This window comes from Pandoraea apista (assembly GCF_001465595.2).
Classification (GTDB): Bacteria; Pseudomonadota; Gammaproteobacteria; order Burkholderiales; family Burkholderiaceae; genus Pandoraea; species Pandoraea apista.
Genome location: NZ_CP013481.2, coordinates 637,066 through 654,318, shown reverse-complemented (window position 1 = coordinate 654,318; position 17,253 = coordinate 637,066). Strand labels below are relative to the sequence as shown.

General features: G+C 64.0%; 11 protein-coding genes. 9 read left to right on the top strand and 2 right to left on the bottom strand.

What is annotated here, in order from left to right:
- Positions 1–244: 244 nt before the first annotated feature.
- The 6 genes from trpE to AT395_RS03000 all read left to right on the top strand — a co-directional run bounded on the left by trpE (position 245) and on the right by AT395_RS03000 (position 11,109).
- Complete coding sequence (gene trpE, locus AT395_RS03025; RefSeq protein WP_042113210.1) at positions 245–1,750, top strand: anthranilate synthase component I; 1,506 nt, start codon at positions 245–247, stop codon at positions 1,748–1,750.
- A 288-nt stretch (positions 1,751–2,038) separates the two neighbouring features.
- Positions 2,039–3,592, top strand: coding sequence for an efflux transporter outer membrane subunit (locus tag AT395_RS03020; RefSeq protein WP_045852648.1), 1,554 nt, complete (start codon positions 2,039–2,041; stop codon positions 3,590–3,592).
- Between the two features lie 20 nt (positions 3,593–3,612).
- Positions 3,613–4,686: an HlyD family secretion protein gene (locus AT395_RS03015; RefSeq protein WP_042113212.1), complete on the top strand. Its 1,074-nt coding sequence runs from the start codon at positions 3,613–3,615 to the stop codon at positions 4,684–4,686.
- 10 nt (positions 4,687–4,696) lie between these two features.
- Positions 4,697–7,498 carry a ribosome-associated ATPase/putative transporter RbbA gene (gene rbbA / locus AT395_RS03010; RefSeq protein WP_269432137.1) on the top strand — a complete coding sequence of 934 codons (2,802 nt, stop codon included), beginning with the start codon at positions 4,697–4,699 and terminating at the stop codon, positions 7,496–7,498.
- On the top strand, positions 7,498–8,712 hold the full coding sequence (locus AT395_RS03005; protein WP_082164670.1) for an ABC transporter permease: 1,215 nt from the start codon (positions 7,498–7,500) through the stop codon (positions 8,710–8,712). The genes rbbA and AT395_RS03005 overlap by 1 nt, the downstream gene beginning before the upstream one ends.
- Positions 8,713–8,817: 105 nt before the next feature.
- Positions 8,818–11,109: a DUF3141 domain-containing protein gene (locus AT395_RS03000; protein WP_376738402.1), complete on the top strand. Its 2,292-nt coding sequence runs from the start codon at positions 8,818–8,820 to the stop codon at positions 11,107–11,109.
- Positions 11,110–11,144: 35 nt separating this feature from the next.
- Here AT395_RS03000 and AT395_RS02995 read toward each other — a convergent pair whose 3' ends face one another.
- Positions 11,145–12,557, bottom strand: coding sequence for an ATP-binding protein (locus AT395_RS02995; RefSeq protein WP_048628102.1), 1,413 nt, complete (start codon positions 12,555–12,557; stop codon positions 11,145–11,147).
- Positions 12,554–13,219 carry a response regulator gene (locus AT395_RS02990; RefSeq protein ID WP_042113215.1) on the bottom strand — a complete coding sequence of 222 codons (666 nt, stop codon included), beginning with the start codon at positions 13,217–13,219 and terminating at the stop codon, positions 12,554–12,556. Before AT395_RS02990 ends, AT395_RS02995 begins: the two co-directional genes overlap by 4 nt.
- Before the next feature lie 172 nt (positions 13,220–13,391).
- Here AT395_RS02990 and dsbD point away from each other — a divergent pair, with 172 nt between their 5' ends.
- Genes dsbD through dsbG form a run of 3 tightly spaced genes read left to right on the top strand, consistent with a single transcriptional unit; the run spans position 13,392 to position 16,870 of the window.
- Positions 13,392–15,221, top strand: coding sequence for a protein-disulfide reductase DsbD (gene dsbD, locus AT395_RS02985; RefSeq protein WP_231606064.1), 1,830 nt, complete (start codon positions 13,392–13,394; stop codon positions 15,219–15,221).
- Complete coding sequence (locus tag AT395_RS02980) at positions 15,218–16,048, top strand: TlpA family protein disulfide reductase (protein ID WP_048628103.1); 831 nt, start codon at positions 15,218–15,220, stop codon at positions 16,046–16,048. Before dsbD ends, AT395_RS02980 begins: the two co-directional genes overlap by 4 nt.
- Before the next feature lie 9 nt (positions 16,049–16,057).
- The gene (gene dsbG, locus AT395_RS02975; protein ID WP_082164671.1) at positions 16,058–16,870 is read left to right on the top strand and encodes a thiol:disulfide interchange protein DsbG; all 813 of its coding nucleotides are present in this window, start codon (positions 16,058–16,060) and stop codon (positions 16,868–16,870) included.
- Positions 16,871–17,253: the final 383 nt, after the last annotated feature.

Here is a 17,253-nt window from a genome sequence, read left to right as displayed (position 1 = left end):
TCTTCAGCAACCCGTTTCTTGCATCGTTGTTGTTCCCAAGAAGTCATAGATCGGCACGCCGTCTCGTACGGCGCGCGGATTCACCGAGACGCGGTCGTCGCCGTCGCATCGCATATGCGTGCGCGCTCACCAAGCCCCGGTGTGGGTCAGCACATCCACCCCGACACGACTCAGGTATTCTCAACGCCAATCCACGCCGAATCTGCGGGCTCACCCGCCGGCAAACTTGCAGGCAGAGTGCAACATGACCGAACTCGAATTCAAATCGCTGGCCAATCAGGGCTTCAACCGCATTCCGCTGATCGCCGAAGCCTTCGCCGATCTCGATACGCCGCTCTCGCTGTATCTCAAGCTGGCGCTGGGCGATCGCCGTGGCGCGAACACCTTTCTGCTCGAATCCGTCGTCGGCGGCGAGCGTTTCGGCCGTTACTCGTTCATCGGCCTGTCGGCCCACACGCTGCTGCGCAGCTTCGGTCCGAAAACCGAAGTGGTACGCGACGGTGCCGTCGTCGAAACCCATGACGGCGATCCGCTTGAGTTCATCACCCAGTTTCAGGCGCGCTACAAAGTGGCGCTGCGGCCGGGCATGCCGCGCTTTTGCGGTGGCCTCGCCGGTTACTTCGGCTACGACGCCGTGCGCTACATCGAGAAGAAGCTCGCGCACACCACGCCGCGCGACGATCTGAACCTGCCCGACATTCAGTTGCTGCTCACGGAAGAACTCGCTGTCATCGACAATCTGACCGGCAAGCTCTACCTCATCATCTATGCCGATCCCACGCAGCCGGAAGCCTATTCGAAAGCACGCCTGCGCCTGCGCGAGTTGCGCGCCCGCCTGAAGGCGCCGGTCGACGCCCCGGTCACGTCCGGCAGCGTGCGTACCGAAACTTTCCGCGAGTTCGCCAAGCCGGATTACCTCGCGGCCGTCGCGAAGGCCAAGGAAGCGATCGAAGCGGGCGAATTGATGCAGGTTCAGGTCGGCCAGCGCCTCATCAAACCCTATCGCGACGCCCCGCTGTCGCTCTACCGCGCGCTGCGCTCCCTGAATCCGTCGCCGTACATGTACTTCTACAACTTCGGCGACTTCCAGGTCGTGGGCGCGTCGCCCGAGATCCTCGTGCGTCAGGAGCGTCGTCAAACGCCCGACGGCGAGCATGAAATCGTGACGATTCGCCCATTGGCCGGCACCCGCCCACGTGGCGCCACGCCCGAACGCGACGCTGAGTTGGCGACCGAATTGCTTGGCGACCCGAAGGAAATCGCGGAACACGTCATGCTCATCGATCTGGCGCGCAACGACGTGGGCCGCATCGCGCAGACAGGCACAGTGGAAGTCACCGACAAGATGGTCATCGAGAAGTACTCGCATGTGCAGCACATCGTGAGTTCGGTGGAAGGCCGTCTGCAACCCGGACTGTCGAACATCGACGTACTGCGTGCCACGTTCCCCGCCGGCACGCTCACCGGTGCACCGAAGGTTCGCGCCATGGAACTGATCGACGAACTCGAGCCGGTCAAGCGCGGCCTGTACGGCGGCGCCGTGGGCTATCTGTCGTTCGGTGGTGAAATGGATGTCGCCATCGCGATTCGCACGGGCGTGATCAAGGACGGCAATCTGTATGTGCAAGCCGCTGCCGGTATCGTGGCCGACTCGGTACCCGAATCCGAATGGCAAGAGACGGAAAACAAGGCGCGTGCCGTGCTGCGTGCGGCCGAACAGGTGCAGGACGGTCTCGACGCTGAGTACTGAACCAGTACTCAGCCATACGGCGCGCGGACCACTGCCGTGCGCTACCGCACCAAAGTAAAGCAAGCCGCTGTTTGAAACGCGAACGCTTTCCTTATATTGCATGCGCGTGACATCTAAATTCACAGGGCCCTGAGTCGATGCTCTACTCGATTCGGGGCCCCTGTTGATTTAGCACAACCGTTCGCTTTTTTTCGACCTCTCTGGTATACGCCGATTTACGTCACCGAGCTATAGTTAGGTGTCCGTCGGGAGGTCGAAGCTTCTATGGCGAAACCATGCAATTCACGTATGCATTCTGGCGTCGCGAACACCTTCGCGATTGCCGCGACAGCCGCACTTGTCGCTACCCTGCTTAGCGGCTGCATTTCGATGGCGCCGACTTATGCGCGCCCCGAGGCTCCAGTGGCCGATGTGTGGACGCCCGATGTCAGCCCATCTGCCGCCACTGCCGCCGCACAACCGGCGTCTGCGCTCGATTGGCGCGAGTATTTCGCCGATCCGCAGTTGCGCAGCCTCATCGAGACCGCACTGGCCAATAACCGCGATCTGCGCGTCGCGCTCGCCCGTGTCGAACAAGCGCGAGCGGCTTATGGCATTCAACGCGCCGATCTGTTTCCTTCACTGGGCGCCGGCGCCAGCGAGACACGTCAGCGGCTGCCGCGCGATCTGAGTCTCACCGGCAACCCCTACATCAGCAGCCAGTATCAGGTCGGCCTCGGCTTGTCGACCTGGGAGCTGGACTTCTGGGGACGCATCCGTAATCTGAAGGATGCTGCGCTCGATGATTATTTGGCCTCCGATGCCTCTCGTCGCGCCCTTGAACTGAGCCTGATCTCGCAAGTCGCGCAGACGTGGCTGAGCTTGCGCGAGTTCGACGAACGCATTGCCCTCGCGCAGCAGACGGTGGACAGCCGCGCCGAGTCGTTGCGTATCTTTACGCGTCGCGAGCAGGTCGGCTCGACATCAAAGCTCGATCTCACCGAAGTCACCACGCTATGGCAACAAGCGCGTGCGCTCGTCACGCAACTCCAGCAACAGCGCGCCACACAGGCCCATGCGCTTCAAGTGCTAGTGGGGGCGCCGATTGACACGTCGCCGCTGGCGTTGGATCGCACGGTCGACGACGCGCGTCTGATGCGCGACCTCGAACCCGGCCTGCCCTCGTCGTTGCTGGAAGACCGGCCCGATATCATCGCCGCCGAATACCAATTGCGTGCCGCTCACGCGAACATTGGTGCGGCGCGCGCAGCCTTTTTCCCGCAGATCACGCTCACCGGCTCAGTGGGCACGGCAAGCAGCGCGCTCGACGGGTTGTTCAAGGCGGGCAGCGCCGCATGGACATTCACGCCCAGCATCAATATTCCAATCTTTCAGGGCGGACGCCTCGTGAACAATCTCGATCTCGCCGAGGCCCGACGCGTGGAGTCGGTGGCGAATTACGAGAAGACGATTCAGGGCGCGTTCCGCGACGTGGCAGATGCCTTGAGCGCACGCCGCTGGCTGGCCGATCAGGTCACGATCCTGCAAGCGACGCAAGACGCGCAGGCAGAACGCGCACGGCTTGCCAAACTGCGTTACGACCACGGCGCTGCAGCCTTCCTCGAAGTGCTCGACGCGCAGCGCGATCTCCTCGCCATCGAACAACAAACGGTGCAGACGCGCCGCGCGCTGCTGTCCGCGCGCGTGTCGCTCTACACGGCGCTTGGCGGGGGCAGCCGCCTCATGCCGGCCGCCGCCGCGCCGGGTGGACCGTTCGCACGCACGCCTCGCGTCGTCGAACCGTCGCCACCTGACGGGACGGGTGCCGCAAGTCCGACTAACGCCGCGCCAGCCGTCCAATAAATTCAAGAGGTCAAAAGAACATGACGCTTCCCAATGCCAAGAAACTGGTTCCCGCGCTGATCGTGCTCGCCGTGATCGGGCTGGGTTGGTACGGGTGGAAGACTTACAGCCACACGGGCCCCGGCGAGGGTTTCGCAAGTGGAAACGGCCGGATCGAAGCGACGGAAGTCGACGTCGCGACCAAGCTTGCCGGCCGTGTCGAAGCCATCTACGTTCGGGAAGGCGATTTCGTGAAAGCGGGTCAGGTGCTCGCCAAGATGCAGATCGACACGCTCAACGCGCAGCGCGACGAAGCGCGCGCGCAGTATCAGCAGGCAGTGACCAACGTCGCAGCCATTCAGGCACAGGCCGCCGCTAGGCTATCCGACAAGGCGACGGCCGAGGCAAATGTCGCCGCCCGCGAAGCCGAACTCGATGCGGCGCAACGGCGTTTGTCCCGTTCGGAGACATTGTCCAGGGAAGGCGCCTCGTCGGTGCAGGAACTGGACGACGACCGTGCACGGGTTCGCAGCACACGCGCGGCTGTCAACGCCGCTCGCGCGCAAGTCGCCGCCGCGCAGTCGGCCGTGGAAGCCGCCAACGCTCAGGTCACCGGAGCCCGGTCGACTGTGCAAGCCGCGCAGGCCACCGTCAACCGTATCGAAGCCGATATCACTGACAGCGAACTCAAGGCGCCGCGCGACGGCCGCGTGCAATATCGTGTGGCACAGCCGGGCGAAGTGCTGGCGGCTGGCGGCAAGGTACTCAACCTCGTTGACCTGTCGGATGTCTACATGACGTTCTTCCTGCCCGAAACGGTGGCGGGGCGTCTGGCCATCGGCGCCGAGGCGCGCATCATTCTCGACGCGGCGCCGCAGTACGTGATTCCCGCAAGCATCTCGTTCGTTTCCAGCACGGCGCAATTCACACCGAAAACCGTGGAGACCGAGAGCGAGCGTCAGAAGCTCATGTTCCGCGTGCGCGCACAAATTGCTCCGGAATTGCTGCAAAAGCACCTCGCGCTCGTGAAGACCGGCCTGCCCGGTGTCACATGGGTGAAGACCGACAGCCAGGCGCCGTGGCCGGCCCAATTGCAGACGAAGCTGCCGCAGTGAGGCGCGCATCATGACCGCGCCCCCCATGCTTCGCTCGCCACCGGGACATGCTGTGCCGCCGGTCGTCCACGTCGCCGGCGTGACACTGCGTTACGGCCGCAAAACCCTAGCGCTGGACGACGTGGGCATCGACATTCCGGCCAACTGCATGGTCGGTCTGATCGGCCCGGACGGTGTCGGCAAGTCCACATTGCTATCGCTCATCGCGGGGGCGCGCGCAGTGCAGACGGGCACGGTCGAGGCCCTCGGCGGCGACATGGCGAGCAAAGCCCACCGCGATCTCGTTTGCCCGCGCATTGCCTACATGCCGCAGGGGCTTGGCAAGAATCTCTACCCGACGCTCTCCGTCGAAGAGAACCTGCAATTCTTCGCGCGCCTGTTCGGCCACAACGCTGCCGAGCGTCGCCGCCGCATCGATGACCTTACGCGAAGCACCGGCCTGCATCCGTTTCTCGAACGTCCGGCCGGCAAGCTCTCGGGCGGGATGAAGCAGAAGCTCGGCCTGTGCTGCGCTCTGATTCACGATCCGGATCTGCTGATTCTCGATGAACCGACAACCGGCGTCGACCCGCTTGCCCGCGCGCAGTTCTGGGATCTGATCGCGCGCATTCGCCGGGAGCGTCCGGCCATGAGCGTGATCGTCGCCACCGCGTACATGGACGAAGCGCAGCGCTTCGACTGGCTCGTGGCGATGGACGCCGGCAAAGTACTCGCGACCGGTACGCCGGCCGAATTGCTGGCGCGTACGCACCGCGACAACCTCGAAGCCGCATTCATCGACCTGTTGCCGGACGACAAGAAGATCGGCTACGAGCCGGTCGTGATTCCCCCGCTGCATATCGACGAGCATACGGAAATCGCCATCGAGGCCAAAGGGCTGACCATGCGGTTCGGCGATTTTATCGCTGTCGATCATGTCGATTTTCGTATTCGTCGCGGCGAGATCTTCGGCTTTCTCGGCTCGAACGGATGCGGCAAATCGACCACGATGAAGATGCTCACCGGCCTGCTGCAAGCGAGCGAAGGTCAGGCATGGCTCTTCGGCAACGAGGTCGATCCGAAAGATATCGATACGCGCCGTCGCGTGGGCTACATGTCGCAGGCGTTCTCGTTGTACACCGAGTTGACGGTGCATCAGAACCTCGTGCTGCACGCGCGGCTGTTCCATGTTCCCGAGGCAGAAGTCGGCGCGCGCGTGGCGGAGATGGTGCAGCGCTTCGGTCTGGCCGATGTACTCGATGCCCTGCCGGACAGCATTCCGCTGGGCATGCGCCAGCGGCTGTCGCTTGCGGTGGCGATGGTACACAAACCCGAACTGCTGATTCTCGACGAACCGACCTCGGGGGTCGATCCGGTGGCCCGCGACAATTTCTGGCGCCTGCTGGTCGAATTGTCTCGCCGGGATCGCGTGACAATCTTCATCTCCACGCACTTCATGAACGAGGCGGACCGCTGCGACCGCATCTCGCTGATGCACGCGGGCAAAGTGCTCGTCTCCGATCCGCCCGCGAAGATCACGCAGGATAAAGGCGCGGCTACGCTGGAGCAGGCGTTCATCGAATACCTGGTCGAAGCGGGCGGCGGTACGCCCGAAGCCCCCGAAACGTCCCATACTGCCGAGGCGTCCGGATCGCCGAACACAACGCTTGCGGACACCGCCGCCGAGGCCACGCATGCGAGCCACAAGGCGTTTTCACTCGGCCGCATGATCAGTTACCTGTGGCGCGAGACGCTGGAACTGCAACGCGACCCCGTGCGTGCCACGCTTGCGTTGGTGGGCTCGCTCGTCCTGATGCTCGTGATGGGCTACGGCATCAGCATGGACGTGGAAGACCTGCGTTACGCCGTGCTCGACCGCGACCAGACCACGCTCAGCCAGAACTACGCGCTCAACATTGCGGGGTCGCGCTACTTCGTCGAGCAACGACCCATCACCGATTACGACGACATGGACCGGCGCCTGCGCAACGGCGAGCTGTCGCTGGCCATTGAGATACCGCCGGGGTTCGCCCGCGACGTGTCGCACGGCAGGGCCGTGCAGATCGGCGCATGGATCGACGGCGCGATGCCGATGCGGGCGGAGACGGTGCAGGGTTACGTGCAGGGCATGCATCAGAACTGGCTGGCCGATCAGTCTTTGCGACGCCTCGGCGTGCGGCCAACGGCGTCGCTCGATATCGAGACACGCTATCGCTATAACCCCGACGTAAAGAGTCTTCCGGCAATGGTGCCCGCCGTCATCCCGCTGCTATTGCTGATGTTGCCCGCGATGCTCACGGCGTTGTCCGTGGTACGGGAGAAAGAACTCGGCTCGATTCTGAATCTGTATGTCACGCCGGTGTCGCGCACGGAATTCCTGATCGGCAAGCAGATCCCTTACGTCGCGCTCGCGATGCTCAACTTCCTGCTCATGGCACTCATCGCCGTGACGCTGTTCGGTGTGCCGATCAAGGGTAGTTTCCTTACGCTGGTCACCGCCGTCTTCATTTTCAACGTCGTCGCCACGGGCATTGGCCTGCTCGCGTCGACTTTCACCCGCAGCCAGATCGCGGCCCTGTTCTTCACGATGATCGGCACGATGATTCCCGCGATCCAATTCTCCGGGATGCTCACGCCGGTGCCCTCGATGGAGGGCTCGGGCCGGTTCATCGGCGAGATCTATCCGGCGACTTACATGTTGATTATCAGCCGTGGCGTCTTCAACAAGGCGCTCGGGTTTGCCGATCTTGGCAACGCCTTCTGGCCGATGCTCGTTGCCGTGCCCGTCATTCTGGGCGCCACGATCCTGCTCCTCAAGAAACAGGACAAGTGATGGCCACCCCCAGCGCACCGCAAGCGTCTCCCCCGCCCGCACCACCGGCCACGGCCGGTCTCGCGAAAGCCCGGCGCGCGCATGCGTGGCGGCGGCATCTGGCGAACATCTTCCGGCTCGGGGTGAAAGAGCTCTGGAGTCTGGTGCGCGATCCGATGATGCTGGTGCTGATCGTCTACACGTTCACGGCGTCGGTGTATTCGGCAGCGACGGCCCAGCCCGACACGCTGCACCTCGCACCGATTGCCATTGTGGACGAAGACGTGTCGCCACTCTCGCAACGCATCGTTTCGGCGTTCTATCCGCCGCAGTTCACCCTGCCGCGCATGATTACGGCCGACGCCGTCGACAAGGGTATGGACGAAGGCGCGTACACGTTCGCGCTGAATATTCCGCCCAATTTTCAGCGCGACATTCTGGCAGGGCGCGCCGCACAAGTTCAGCTCAATGTCGATGCCACGCGCATGAGTCAGGCGTTCTCCGGCAGCGGTTATGTGCAACAGATCGTATCGGCGGAGGTCCGCGAGTTTCTCCAGCGTTACCGATCGACGCCGGAATTGCCGGTCGATCTGGCGTTGCGGGTGCGCTTCAACCCGACGCTCGAACGTGCCTGGTTCGGCGCGCTGATGCAGATCATCAACAACATCACGATGCTCTCGATCATTCTCACGGGCGCTGCGCTCATTCGCGAGCGTGAGCACGGCACGATCGAGCATTTGCTCGTCATGCCGGTGACACCGACCGAGATCATGCTGGCGAAGGTATGGTCGATGGGGTTGGTGGTGCTGATCGCAGCGGCCATGTCGCTCTGGCTGATCGTGAGCGGGGCGCTGCATGTGCCGATCGGCGGTTCGGTGGCGCTGTTCCTGCTGGGCGCGACACTGCACCTGTTCGCCACGACGTCGATGGGTATCTTTCTCGCAACACTCGCCCGATCGATGCCGCAGTTCGGCATGTTGCTGATTCTGGTGTTATTGCCGCTGCAAATGCTCTCGGGCGGGAACACGCCGCGCGAAAGCATGCCGAAGCTCGTGCAGGACATCATGCTTGCCGCACCCACGACGCATTTCGTCGAGCTGGGCCAGGCGATCCTGTTCCGCGGCGCCGGGATCGGCGTCGTGTGGGTGCAGTTCGTGGCGCTCGCGGTCATTGGCGCCGTGTTCTTCGCCTTCTCGCTGCGGCGTTTTCGCCGCACGCTCAGTTCGATGGCCTAATGTCTGTGCGGGCTGCGCGGGCTGTGTGGACTGTGTGGTCCATGCGGTCCGTGCCCCCAACCGCGTTCGGCCCTCCTGTCATGCCCGATTTGCGAGGTCTTTGCCATGTCTGCCAAGTCGTCTGCCGCACTCGAACGCCGTGCTTCGCGCGCCACCTCCTCTGCTGACGCGACCCAGGCAGCCGATACCCCGTGGTCGGCCGCCAATCCGTGGATGGCCAACTTGCCGTGGATGGCCGCGGCCGCGGAGTATGCCGTCGATGCGTGGCAGCGCAGCGTGCTGTACGCGGATGTGTTGCGTCAGCGCGGCAACCAGTATCAGGCGCACCTCGCCGAATCGGCGCCGAATGTGCTCGATTTTCCTGCCGAGGTAGTCCTCGACGCGCACGACCTCCCGCGCCCGTGCAACTACGCATTGATGCGCATTCTGCCGCCGGAGGAAACGCCCACGCTGCCTAACGCACGTCCGTTCGTGGTAGTCGACCCGCGCGCGGGCCACGGCCCGGGCATCGGTGGCTTCAAGCCCGACAGCGAGATCGGCGCGGCCCTGCGAGCGGGACATCCGTGCTATTTCGTGGGCTTTTTGCCCGATCCGGTACCCGGCCAGACGGTCGAAGACGTGATGCACGCCGAAGCCGCGTTTCTGGAGAAGGTGATTTCGCTGCATCCCGAGAGCGCGGGCAAGCCGGCAGTGATTGGCAATTGTCAGGCGGGCTGGCAGGTGTTGATGACGGCGGCGATGCGTCCGGAACTGTTCGGGCCGATCATCGTAGCCGGCGCACCGTTGTCTTATTGGGCCGGCTGGCGCGGGCGCAATCCGATGCGTTATTCGGGCGGTCTGCTGGGCGGCAGTTGGTTGACGGCGCTCACGAGCGATCTGGGCGACGGGCGCTTCGACGGCGCGTGGCTGGTGCAGAACTTCGAAAATCTCGACCCGGCGAATACGCTGTGGCGCAAGAAATATCACCTTTACGCCAACGTCGATACGGAGGCACCGCGCTATCTCAGCTTCGAGAAATACTGGGGCGGGCATGTGTTCCTCAATGCGCAGGAGATGCAGTACATCGTGGATAACCTGTTCGTGGGCAACCGGCTCACGAGCGCGGAGTTGATCACGAGCGACGGCATCCGGATCGATCTGCGCAATATCCGCTCGCCCATCGTGGTGTTCTGCTCGTATGGCGACAACATTACGCCGCCGCCTCAGGCGCTGGGCTTCGTGACGGACATGTATCGCGACGACGCGGAAGTGCTCAGCCACGATCAGACGATCGTGTATGCCACGCATGACAGCATCGGCCATCTCGGCATCTTTGTGTCGGGCAGCACCGGTCGCAAGGAGCATCGCAAGTTCGTCAGCAATATCGATCTGATCGATGTGCTGCCGGCGGGCATCTATCAGGCACAGATCGCCGACAAGACGGAGGACACGCCGCATCGGGAATTGATCGATGGCGATTACGTGATGTCGATTCAGCGGCGCAGCGTCGCAGATGTGCGCGCCATTGTGCAGCCGGACGCCGAGAGCGATCGGCGCTTCGCGGCGGTGGCACATCTGTCTGACATCAATCTCGGGTTGTACCGCAGTCTTGTGCAACCGTGGGTCCGCGCGATGGTCACGCCCAACTCGGCGTACTGGATGCGGCTGTTGCATCCGCTGCGCGTGAGCTACGAGCTTTGGTCGGATCGCAATCCATTTGCCGCCCCCATCGCCGAGAAAGCGAATCGCGTGCGTGAAACGCGTCGTCCGGTGGCGCCGGACAACCCCTTCCTCGCACTGGAATCGTCGATTTCAAACGCCATCGAGCAGTCGCTCAACTTCTATCGCGATATGCGCGACGATGGCTATGAGAAGGCCTTCGAACTGATTTACGGGCAACCATGGGTACAAGCGCTCGCCGGGCTGCATGGCAGCGACGGCGCAGCGGTGCGCGTGCATCCGGGCACATCGCCGGAACACATGGCGTTTGTCCGGGAAACGCTGGCGCAGCGTCGCCACGAACTGCGTCAAGGCGGATTGCTCGAAGCCGGCATTCGTGCGCTGCTCTGGGTACATCGTCTGCACGGTGAAGCGGATGAGCGCCAGTTCAATCTCGCGCGATCGCTGCCACGCGGCGAGAAGGATATTTCGATCGAGCAATTCCGCGAGATGATCCGGCGTCAGGCCGGGCTGCTGCGCATGGAGCCAGACGCCGCGATGGAAGCCATTCCCGGCATGCTTGCCCACTCGACACCGGGAAATATCCGGCGAGTGGCGAAGGCCGTGAAGGATCTCAGCTTCGCCGTGCCGCTAGACGGCGGCGAGCAAAGCGATCTGGAGCAGGTGTTGGCCGTGTTCGAAAACGCCGCGAAAACCGCGCGCGCGACCCCGGCGCCGAAAGTGAGGAAGTCCCGCTGAAACCCGGCAGGGGCGATGCACCGGGCCTCCGAAGGTCATCGCCCAATCGGCACGTAAAGCCGCGCCAGCAAACCACCCCCGTCACGAGGCACGAACTCGACCTCAGCACCAAAGCGAGACGCAATCGCCCGCACGATCGATATCCCCAATCCTGCACCCTCGCCCCGCTGCCGGCCCTGATCCCCCCGCCAGAAACGCCGCCCCATTTGCGCCGCCTGCTCAGGCGCGAGACCCGGGCCCCGATCCCCCACTTCGATGCGATACTGCCGCCGTTGCTCGCTTATTTCCACCGTCACATCGACCGAGCTCCCCTCCGGGGAGTAGCGCAACGCGTTGTCCACGACATTCCTCACCGCTGTGCTCAACATCGAATGCGGCACCGCCGTGCCACGGTCCTCGCACGCCATGCGAAACACGACCCGTGGCCGCCCACGACGGACCGGCGCCCCATGCCGCCACTCGGACATTGACCCAACTCGCAGCGGAACGGGGCCCCGGTCCACCACATCCCATTCGCTCACGCCTTCCACTATCGCCGCTCGCACCGATTCGCATATGTCCTGCTCCTGTGCCGGCGCCTCCGCTCGCGCCAACGTCATCATCTGATCCAGCGTATGACGCAACCGGCGCACCCCCATGCCCGCTTGATGCAACGCCCGTGCAGCAGACGCCCCGCTTGTGATCTCCGCCACCTGTAAATGCGTGTCCACCGCCGTTAAGGGTGTCCGTAGTTCATGCGCCGCAGCGTCAGTGAACGCTCTCTGGTACGACAAGGCCCGCGTCAGACGATCCAACAAGCCATTTAACGCCGAAACCACCGGTCGCAACTCGGCAGGTGCCCGCCCCAGATCGATCGGCGCCGTATCGTCGGCGCGCTTGTTGCGCAACGTCGCACGCAATGTCTCCAATGGCGACAACCCCCTGCCTATGCCGATCCATAACGCCAGCAAACCACCCACGACCGCAATCAGGAACGGTACGCCCGCCGCCCTCAGCAACGCATGTATCAAGCCCGCTCGCCGCGCCAACCCATCCGCCGTCATGACCTGATAGCCCCGGTCGTCCTGCAAGACATAGATTCGCCAACGCTCGCCATCGACCTCCAGGGTGCTGAATCCCAACGGCAACGCCGCGCTTCCCGCGTGCGGGCCGCCGTCGGTGCGCGCCAACACCGCCCCCTGCACCGAACGAATCTCGCACGCAATCCCGTCGTGGGTGCCCACACGTATGACATCGCCCAAATTGGACTGTCCCTCGCCCGTGCCCAGCGGCGATAACGCCACCTTGGCCAGCAACCCCGATACCATCCGGGCCGACATCGCCAAACGCTCATCCAACGCCCTGTCGAGATTGGCCTGCACGCCACGCATCATCCACGTCGCGGCCACCATCCAAAGTACGATCAACGCTACGCCCGCTATCAGCACCGCTCTCAATCGAAGACTCATGACAACGCCCACCCCAATCGATAGCCCAGGCCGCGCGCCGTCTGAATGACATCGCAACCCAACTTGCGACGTACGTTGTGTATGTGCACGTTCAGTGCATTGCTGTTCACACGCTCCGTCAAGCCATACAGGCGCTCATGCAACATGTCCGGCGTCAGCCATCGACCCCGCGTGCTGGCCAGATGCGCCAGCAAGTCGATCTCTTTTCGCGATAGCTCTACCGGCGCGCCGTCGAGCCACGCCAAACCGCTCGCGGGCTCCAACCGAAGCGGCCCGGCTTCGATGATCTGCGCCGCCCGCCCCTGCGTGCGTCGCATCAATGCGTGCAACCGCGCCGCCAACTCGCGCAAGTCGAACGGCTTGACCATGTAATCGTCCGCCCCGCCATTCAACCCCGCAATCCGATGCTCGATGGCGTCGCGCGCCGTCAGGATAAGCACGGGAACGCCCGGCTCGACCGCACGAATCCTCGCCAGCACCTGAAGGCCGTCGCCGTCGGGTAACCCCAGATCAAGCACCAACGCGTCGAAGGTGTTCTCCGCATGGGCCGCCACCGCCGCCGCACCGCTAGAGGCATGCTCGACAGTAATGCCCAACGCCGCTAACCCCGCATCAATGCCGCTCGCGATCAACGCATCGTCCTCAACCAACAACACTCGCATGCCTCCGCACCTCCCTTGAGTACCGCGTCATGTTACGTAGTTTGCGTAACTCATGGCGCGCGGTGGGGGTGCGTATGAACGTGAAATCCACAGGGGCGACCAGCGTTAACTCTCGGTTAATCGGCATAGGGCACGCTCTCGTCTGCTTTGGACCTCCTTCAGGAGAACAGATTTGCTACGCCGCTTCTTCTACATTTTTGTGATTTTTCTCAGCACGTTCGGCGCAACACGCGCCGCCGACGCGTTTACGTGGCAAAGCGAGCCGAAGTTCCTCGACGCGTCGCAAGTACTGTCGCTCTCTCCCGTCGAGCCGGTGCAGGATCATCTGGAAGTTATCGGGCACGTTGCAAAGGACTACTACGTTTACCGGCATTCGCTGCGGGCGGAAGATCCTTCGGGCAAGCCCGTCGATCTGACGCTGTCCGAAGGCGCCAGGCATACGGACGAGTTCTTCGGCGACACGGAAATCTACACCCGCGACGCACTGCGCATTCGTCTGCCCGCAGCGACTTCGGGGCCGGTAACGCTGCACTGGCAAGGGTGTGCCGATGCGGGGATCTGCTATCCGCCGCAGACGATGAAAGTCGCTTTACCCGCAGGCGCGACCCCGGCGCCCGATGCGCCGGCAGTTTCCGCGACACCATCCACCCCCTCTGTCGATGGAGATGTCGACACCAACGCCGCCGCGCCGCTCGCGGAAGATCAGGCCGCCGCGCACCGGCTGGCCACGGTCGGCCCTGTCGCCGCAACGCTGCTGTTTTTCGGTTTCGGTCTTCTGCTGGCCTTCACGCCGTGCACGCTGCCGATGATCCCCATCGTCTCGACGATGATCGTGGGCAATCGTCCCGCCCCGTTGCGCGCGCTCGCCCTCTCACTGTCGTACGTACTGGCGATGGCGCTCACGTATGCCGCAGTCGGCGTGGCGGCAGGTCTGGCCGGTGCCAATTTGCAGGCAACGTTGCAATCTCCATGGCTGCTCGGCGCTTTCGCGGCGCTGTTCCTCGTGTTGGCTGCATCGCTGTTCGGTCTGTTCGAGTTGCGCCTGCCGGCCTTCATCACGAATCGGCTCGACGCCGCCGGACACCAACGCACCGGCGGCAGTCTCGCAGGCGCCGCCGCCCTCGGCTTCCTCTCGGCACTCCTCGTCGGCCCGTGCATGACTGCCCCGTTGGCCGGCGCTTTGCTCTACATCAGCCAGACGGGCAACGCCTGGACAGGCGGCATCGCGCTGTTCGCACTCGGGCTCGGCATGGGGCTCCCGTTGCTGGCCATTGCGCTGTTCGGCTCGCGTGTTTTGCCGCGGCCCGGGGCGTGGATGGTTCGTGTGCGCATTGCCTTCGCCTATGTCATGACGGGCATGGCCGTTCTGATGCTGAGCCGCTTCGTCCCCGGCAACATCAGTCTTCTGCTCTGGGGGGCCCTCGGTCTCGGACTCGGCGTGGGATTCGCCGCCTGGGCCTGGCAGTTGCGCGGGAAACCCGCGAGCTGGACGCTGACGTTCGCGGCGGCTTTGGCAAGCGTCTGGTCGGTGTTCCTGCTGGTCGGCGCGGCGGCGGGCAACGATTCGGTACTGCGACCGCTTGAGCGGGCGTACGCCGCCACCCCAAGCGGCGCAGATGCCCGCAACGGCAAGGCGGTCGAGTATGTCGGCGTCAAGTCGGCAGAGGATGTCGACGCACGCATCGCACAAGCCGCCGCGAAAGGGCAATGGACGCTGATCGACTTCTATGCGGACTGGTGCGTGAGCTGCCATGTCATCGAACGCAACGTGTTCGGTGATCCTGCTGTCGCCGCACGGCTGGCCCGCATGCAGGTGCTGCGCCCCGACGTGACGAAGAACGACGCGATCGATCAGGCGCTGATGAAACGCTGGGGGGTGCTCGGCCCGCCCACGCTCATCCTGATCGACGCGAGCGGTAACGAAGTGCGCGCCCAGCGCATGGTCGGCGAACTCGATGCGCGCAGCTTCCTGCGCCGCCTCGACGCCGCGGGGGTCGCATGACCGGTATCGGCCCCTTCTCGGTGCAGGCGGCGGCCGTCGCCACAGCCGTGGCGGTGGCGTGGCTCGTTGCCCGCTATCTTCTGCGCACTACCGACGCCGATCCGCGCCGCGCCGCCGCCAGCGCGCTCCTCGACGCACTGTTCGTCGGTCTGCTCGTTGCACGCTTCGCGTATGTGCTGCGCTGGTGGTCGGATTACGTGGCGACTCCGCTCTCCATCGTCGCCATTGGCGACGGTGGCTTCAATGTCTGGGCCGGCCTGCCCGCGGCGCTTGGCTGGGCGCTATGGCGCGTTAGGCGTCACCCTTCCCGACGCCGTCCGATGCTGTATGGTTTCGCTGCGGGCGTGACGATCTGGGGCGCCGCACAAGTGGGGTTGAGCGTGATGCAACGCGCCGCCCCGCCGCTGCCATCGTTGACGCTCTCCACGGTGACAGGTCAGCCGGTCTCGCTCGATGCGTATCGCGGCAGTCCCGTCGTGATGAATCTGTGGGCGAGCTGGTGCCCGCCGTGCCGACGCGAAATGCCGGTGCTGGAGAAAGCGCAGGCCGACTACCCCGACGTGCGATTTCTGTTGATCAATCAGGGCGAGGCCGCCCACACGGTCGAGGCGTTCGTCCAGTCGCAGGGCCTTCGATTCGACGATCTGCTGCTCGATCCCACCTCGCTAGCCATGCAGGCCGCCGGTGCGCGCGGACTGCCCACCACCTTGTTCTTCGATACGAACGGCCGTCTGGTCGACGCCCACCTTGGTGAGCTGACGGCAGCGCGGCTGCGCGACACGCTGCAAGGCCGTCTCAACCAAACGCCGGCACCTCGTACGCCTTAGGAGTTTTCGATGTCTGTTCGCAAGTTTGTCATTCCCGCCCTGATCGCCGTGCCGGTCCTCATCGTCGCCGCCGTCTTCATGGTCGTTCCCGGCCGCTTCGGCGGTGCGACGCAGACCGGCAGCCCGGACACGCCTGCGGTTGTTCGCGCCCTGGCACAAGAGGGGTTGCAGGATCTCCGGCCATTCGACACCGGTACCGGCACCGAGCTTCGCGGATTCGCCGGCACGGCGGGCCAGCAACCGATTGCCCTCTATGTGCTGCGCGACGGCACAGCGATCGTCGGCACGCGCATCGATGCGAACGGCAACCCGCTGGACATGGAGCGCATCGACGACCTCCTTACTCAGCCGACGAGCGAGACCGTCTGGTCGAAACTCGCCGCCGCCTCGTGGGTGCAGGACGGCAAGGCAGACGCCCCGCGCGTGGTGTACACGTTCAGCGACCCGAATTGCCGCTTCTGCAATCGCTTCTGGGCATCGGCGCGCCCATGGGTCGACGCCGGCAAGGTGCAATTGCGCCATGTGATGGTGGGCGTCATCAAGCCCGACAGCCGCACGAAGGCGGCAGCCATTCTCGGCGCCCCGGACCGTACCGCTGCGCTTTTACGAAACGAGCAACAGTACGCCAGCGGTGGCATTGCCCCTGCGCCGGGCGTGTCGCCCGAGATCGCCGACACGCTGGCGGCTCATGAGCAATTGATGGCGGAACTTGGGTTTCGAGGCACGCCCGGTATCGTCTATCGCGACGAAACGGGCGCGATCCAACGCGTGAACGGCATGCCGCGCCCCGAAGCACTGGCAACGGTACTCGGCACGCTTTGAAGGCCCCGGCGAGCGGCCGAACGAGGGCGATGCCCCCGCTCGGCCGCCGTTGCAGAATCGTCGAAGGATGGTGGCTGCGGTGCGCACATTCTTGCGAGAAACGCCCCGTTCACGCGCGAAACCCGCCGATTGACCGCTTTTTACGACGCCCTGCCCACGCCCCCCGGCAGATGCTGCTACAATCGGCGTCACTATGAAGTCGCATCAGTCTTCCTCCCTCCTCTGGTCGCCCCTGACCGCCGCCCTGCGCTGGTGGCGGTAACCCGCCACGTCTATCTCATCCCCATAGCGCCCTCCCCCGCGGATCGCGAACTCAATGTGGGGGCACGCTCAGGGGGAATTCGCAAATCTCATGCGTTCGACAATCCTTTGTCACCAGACGA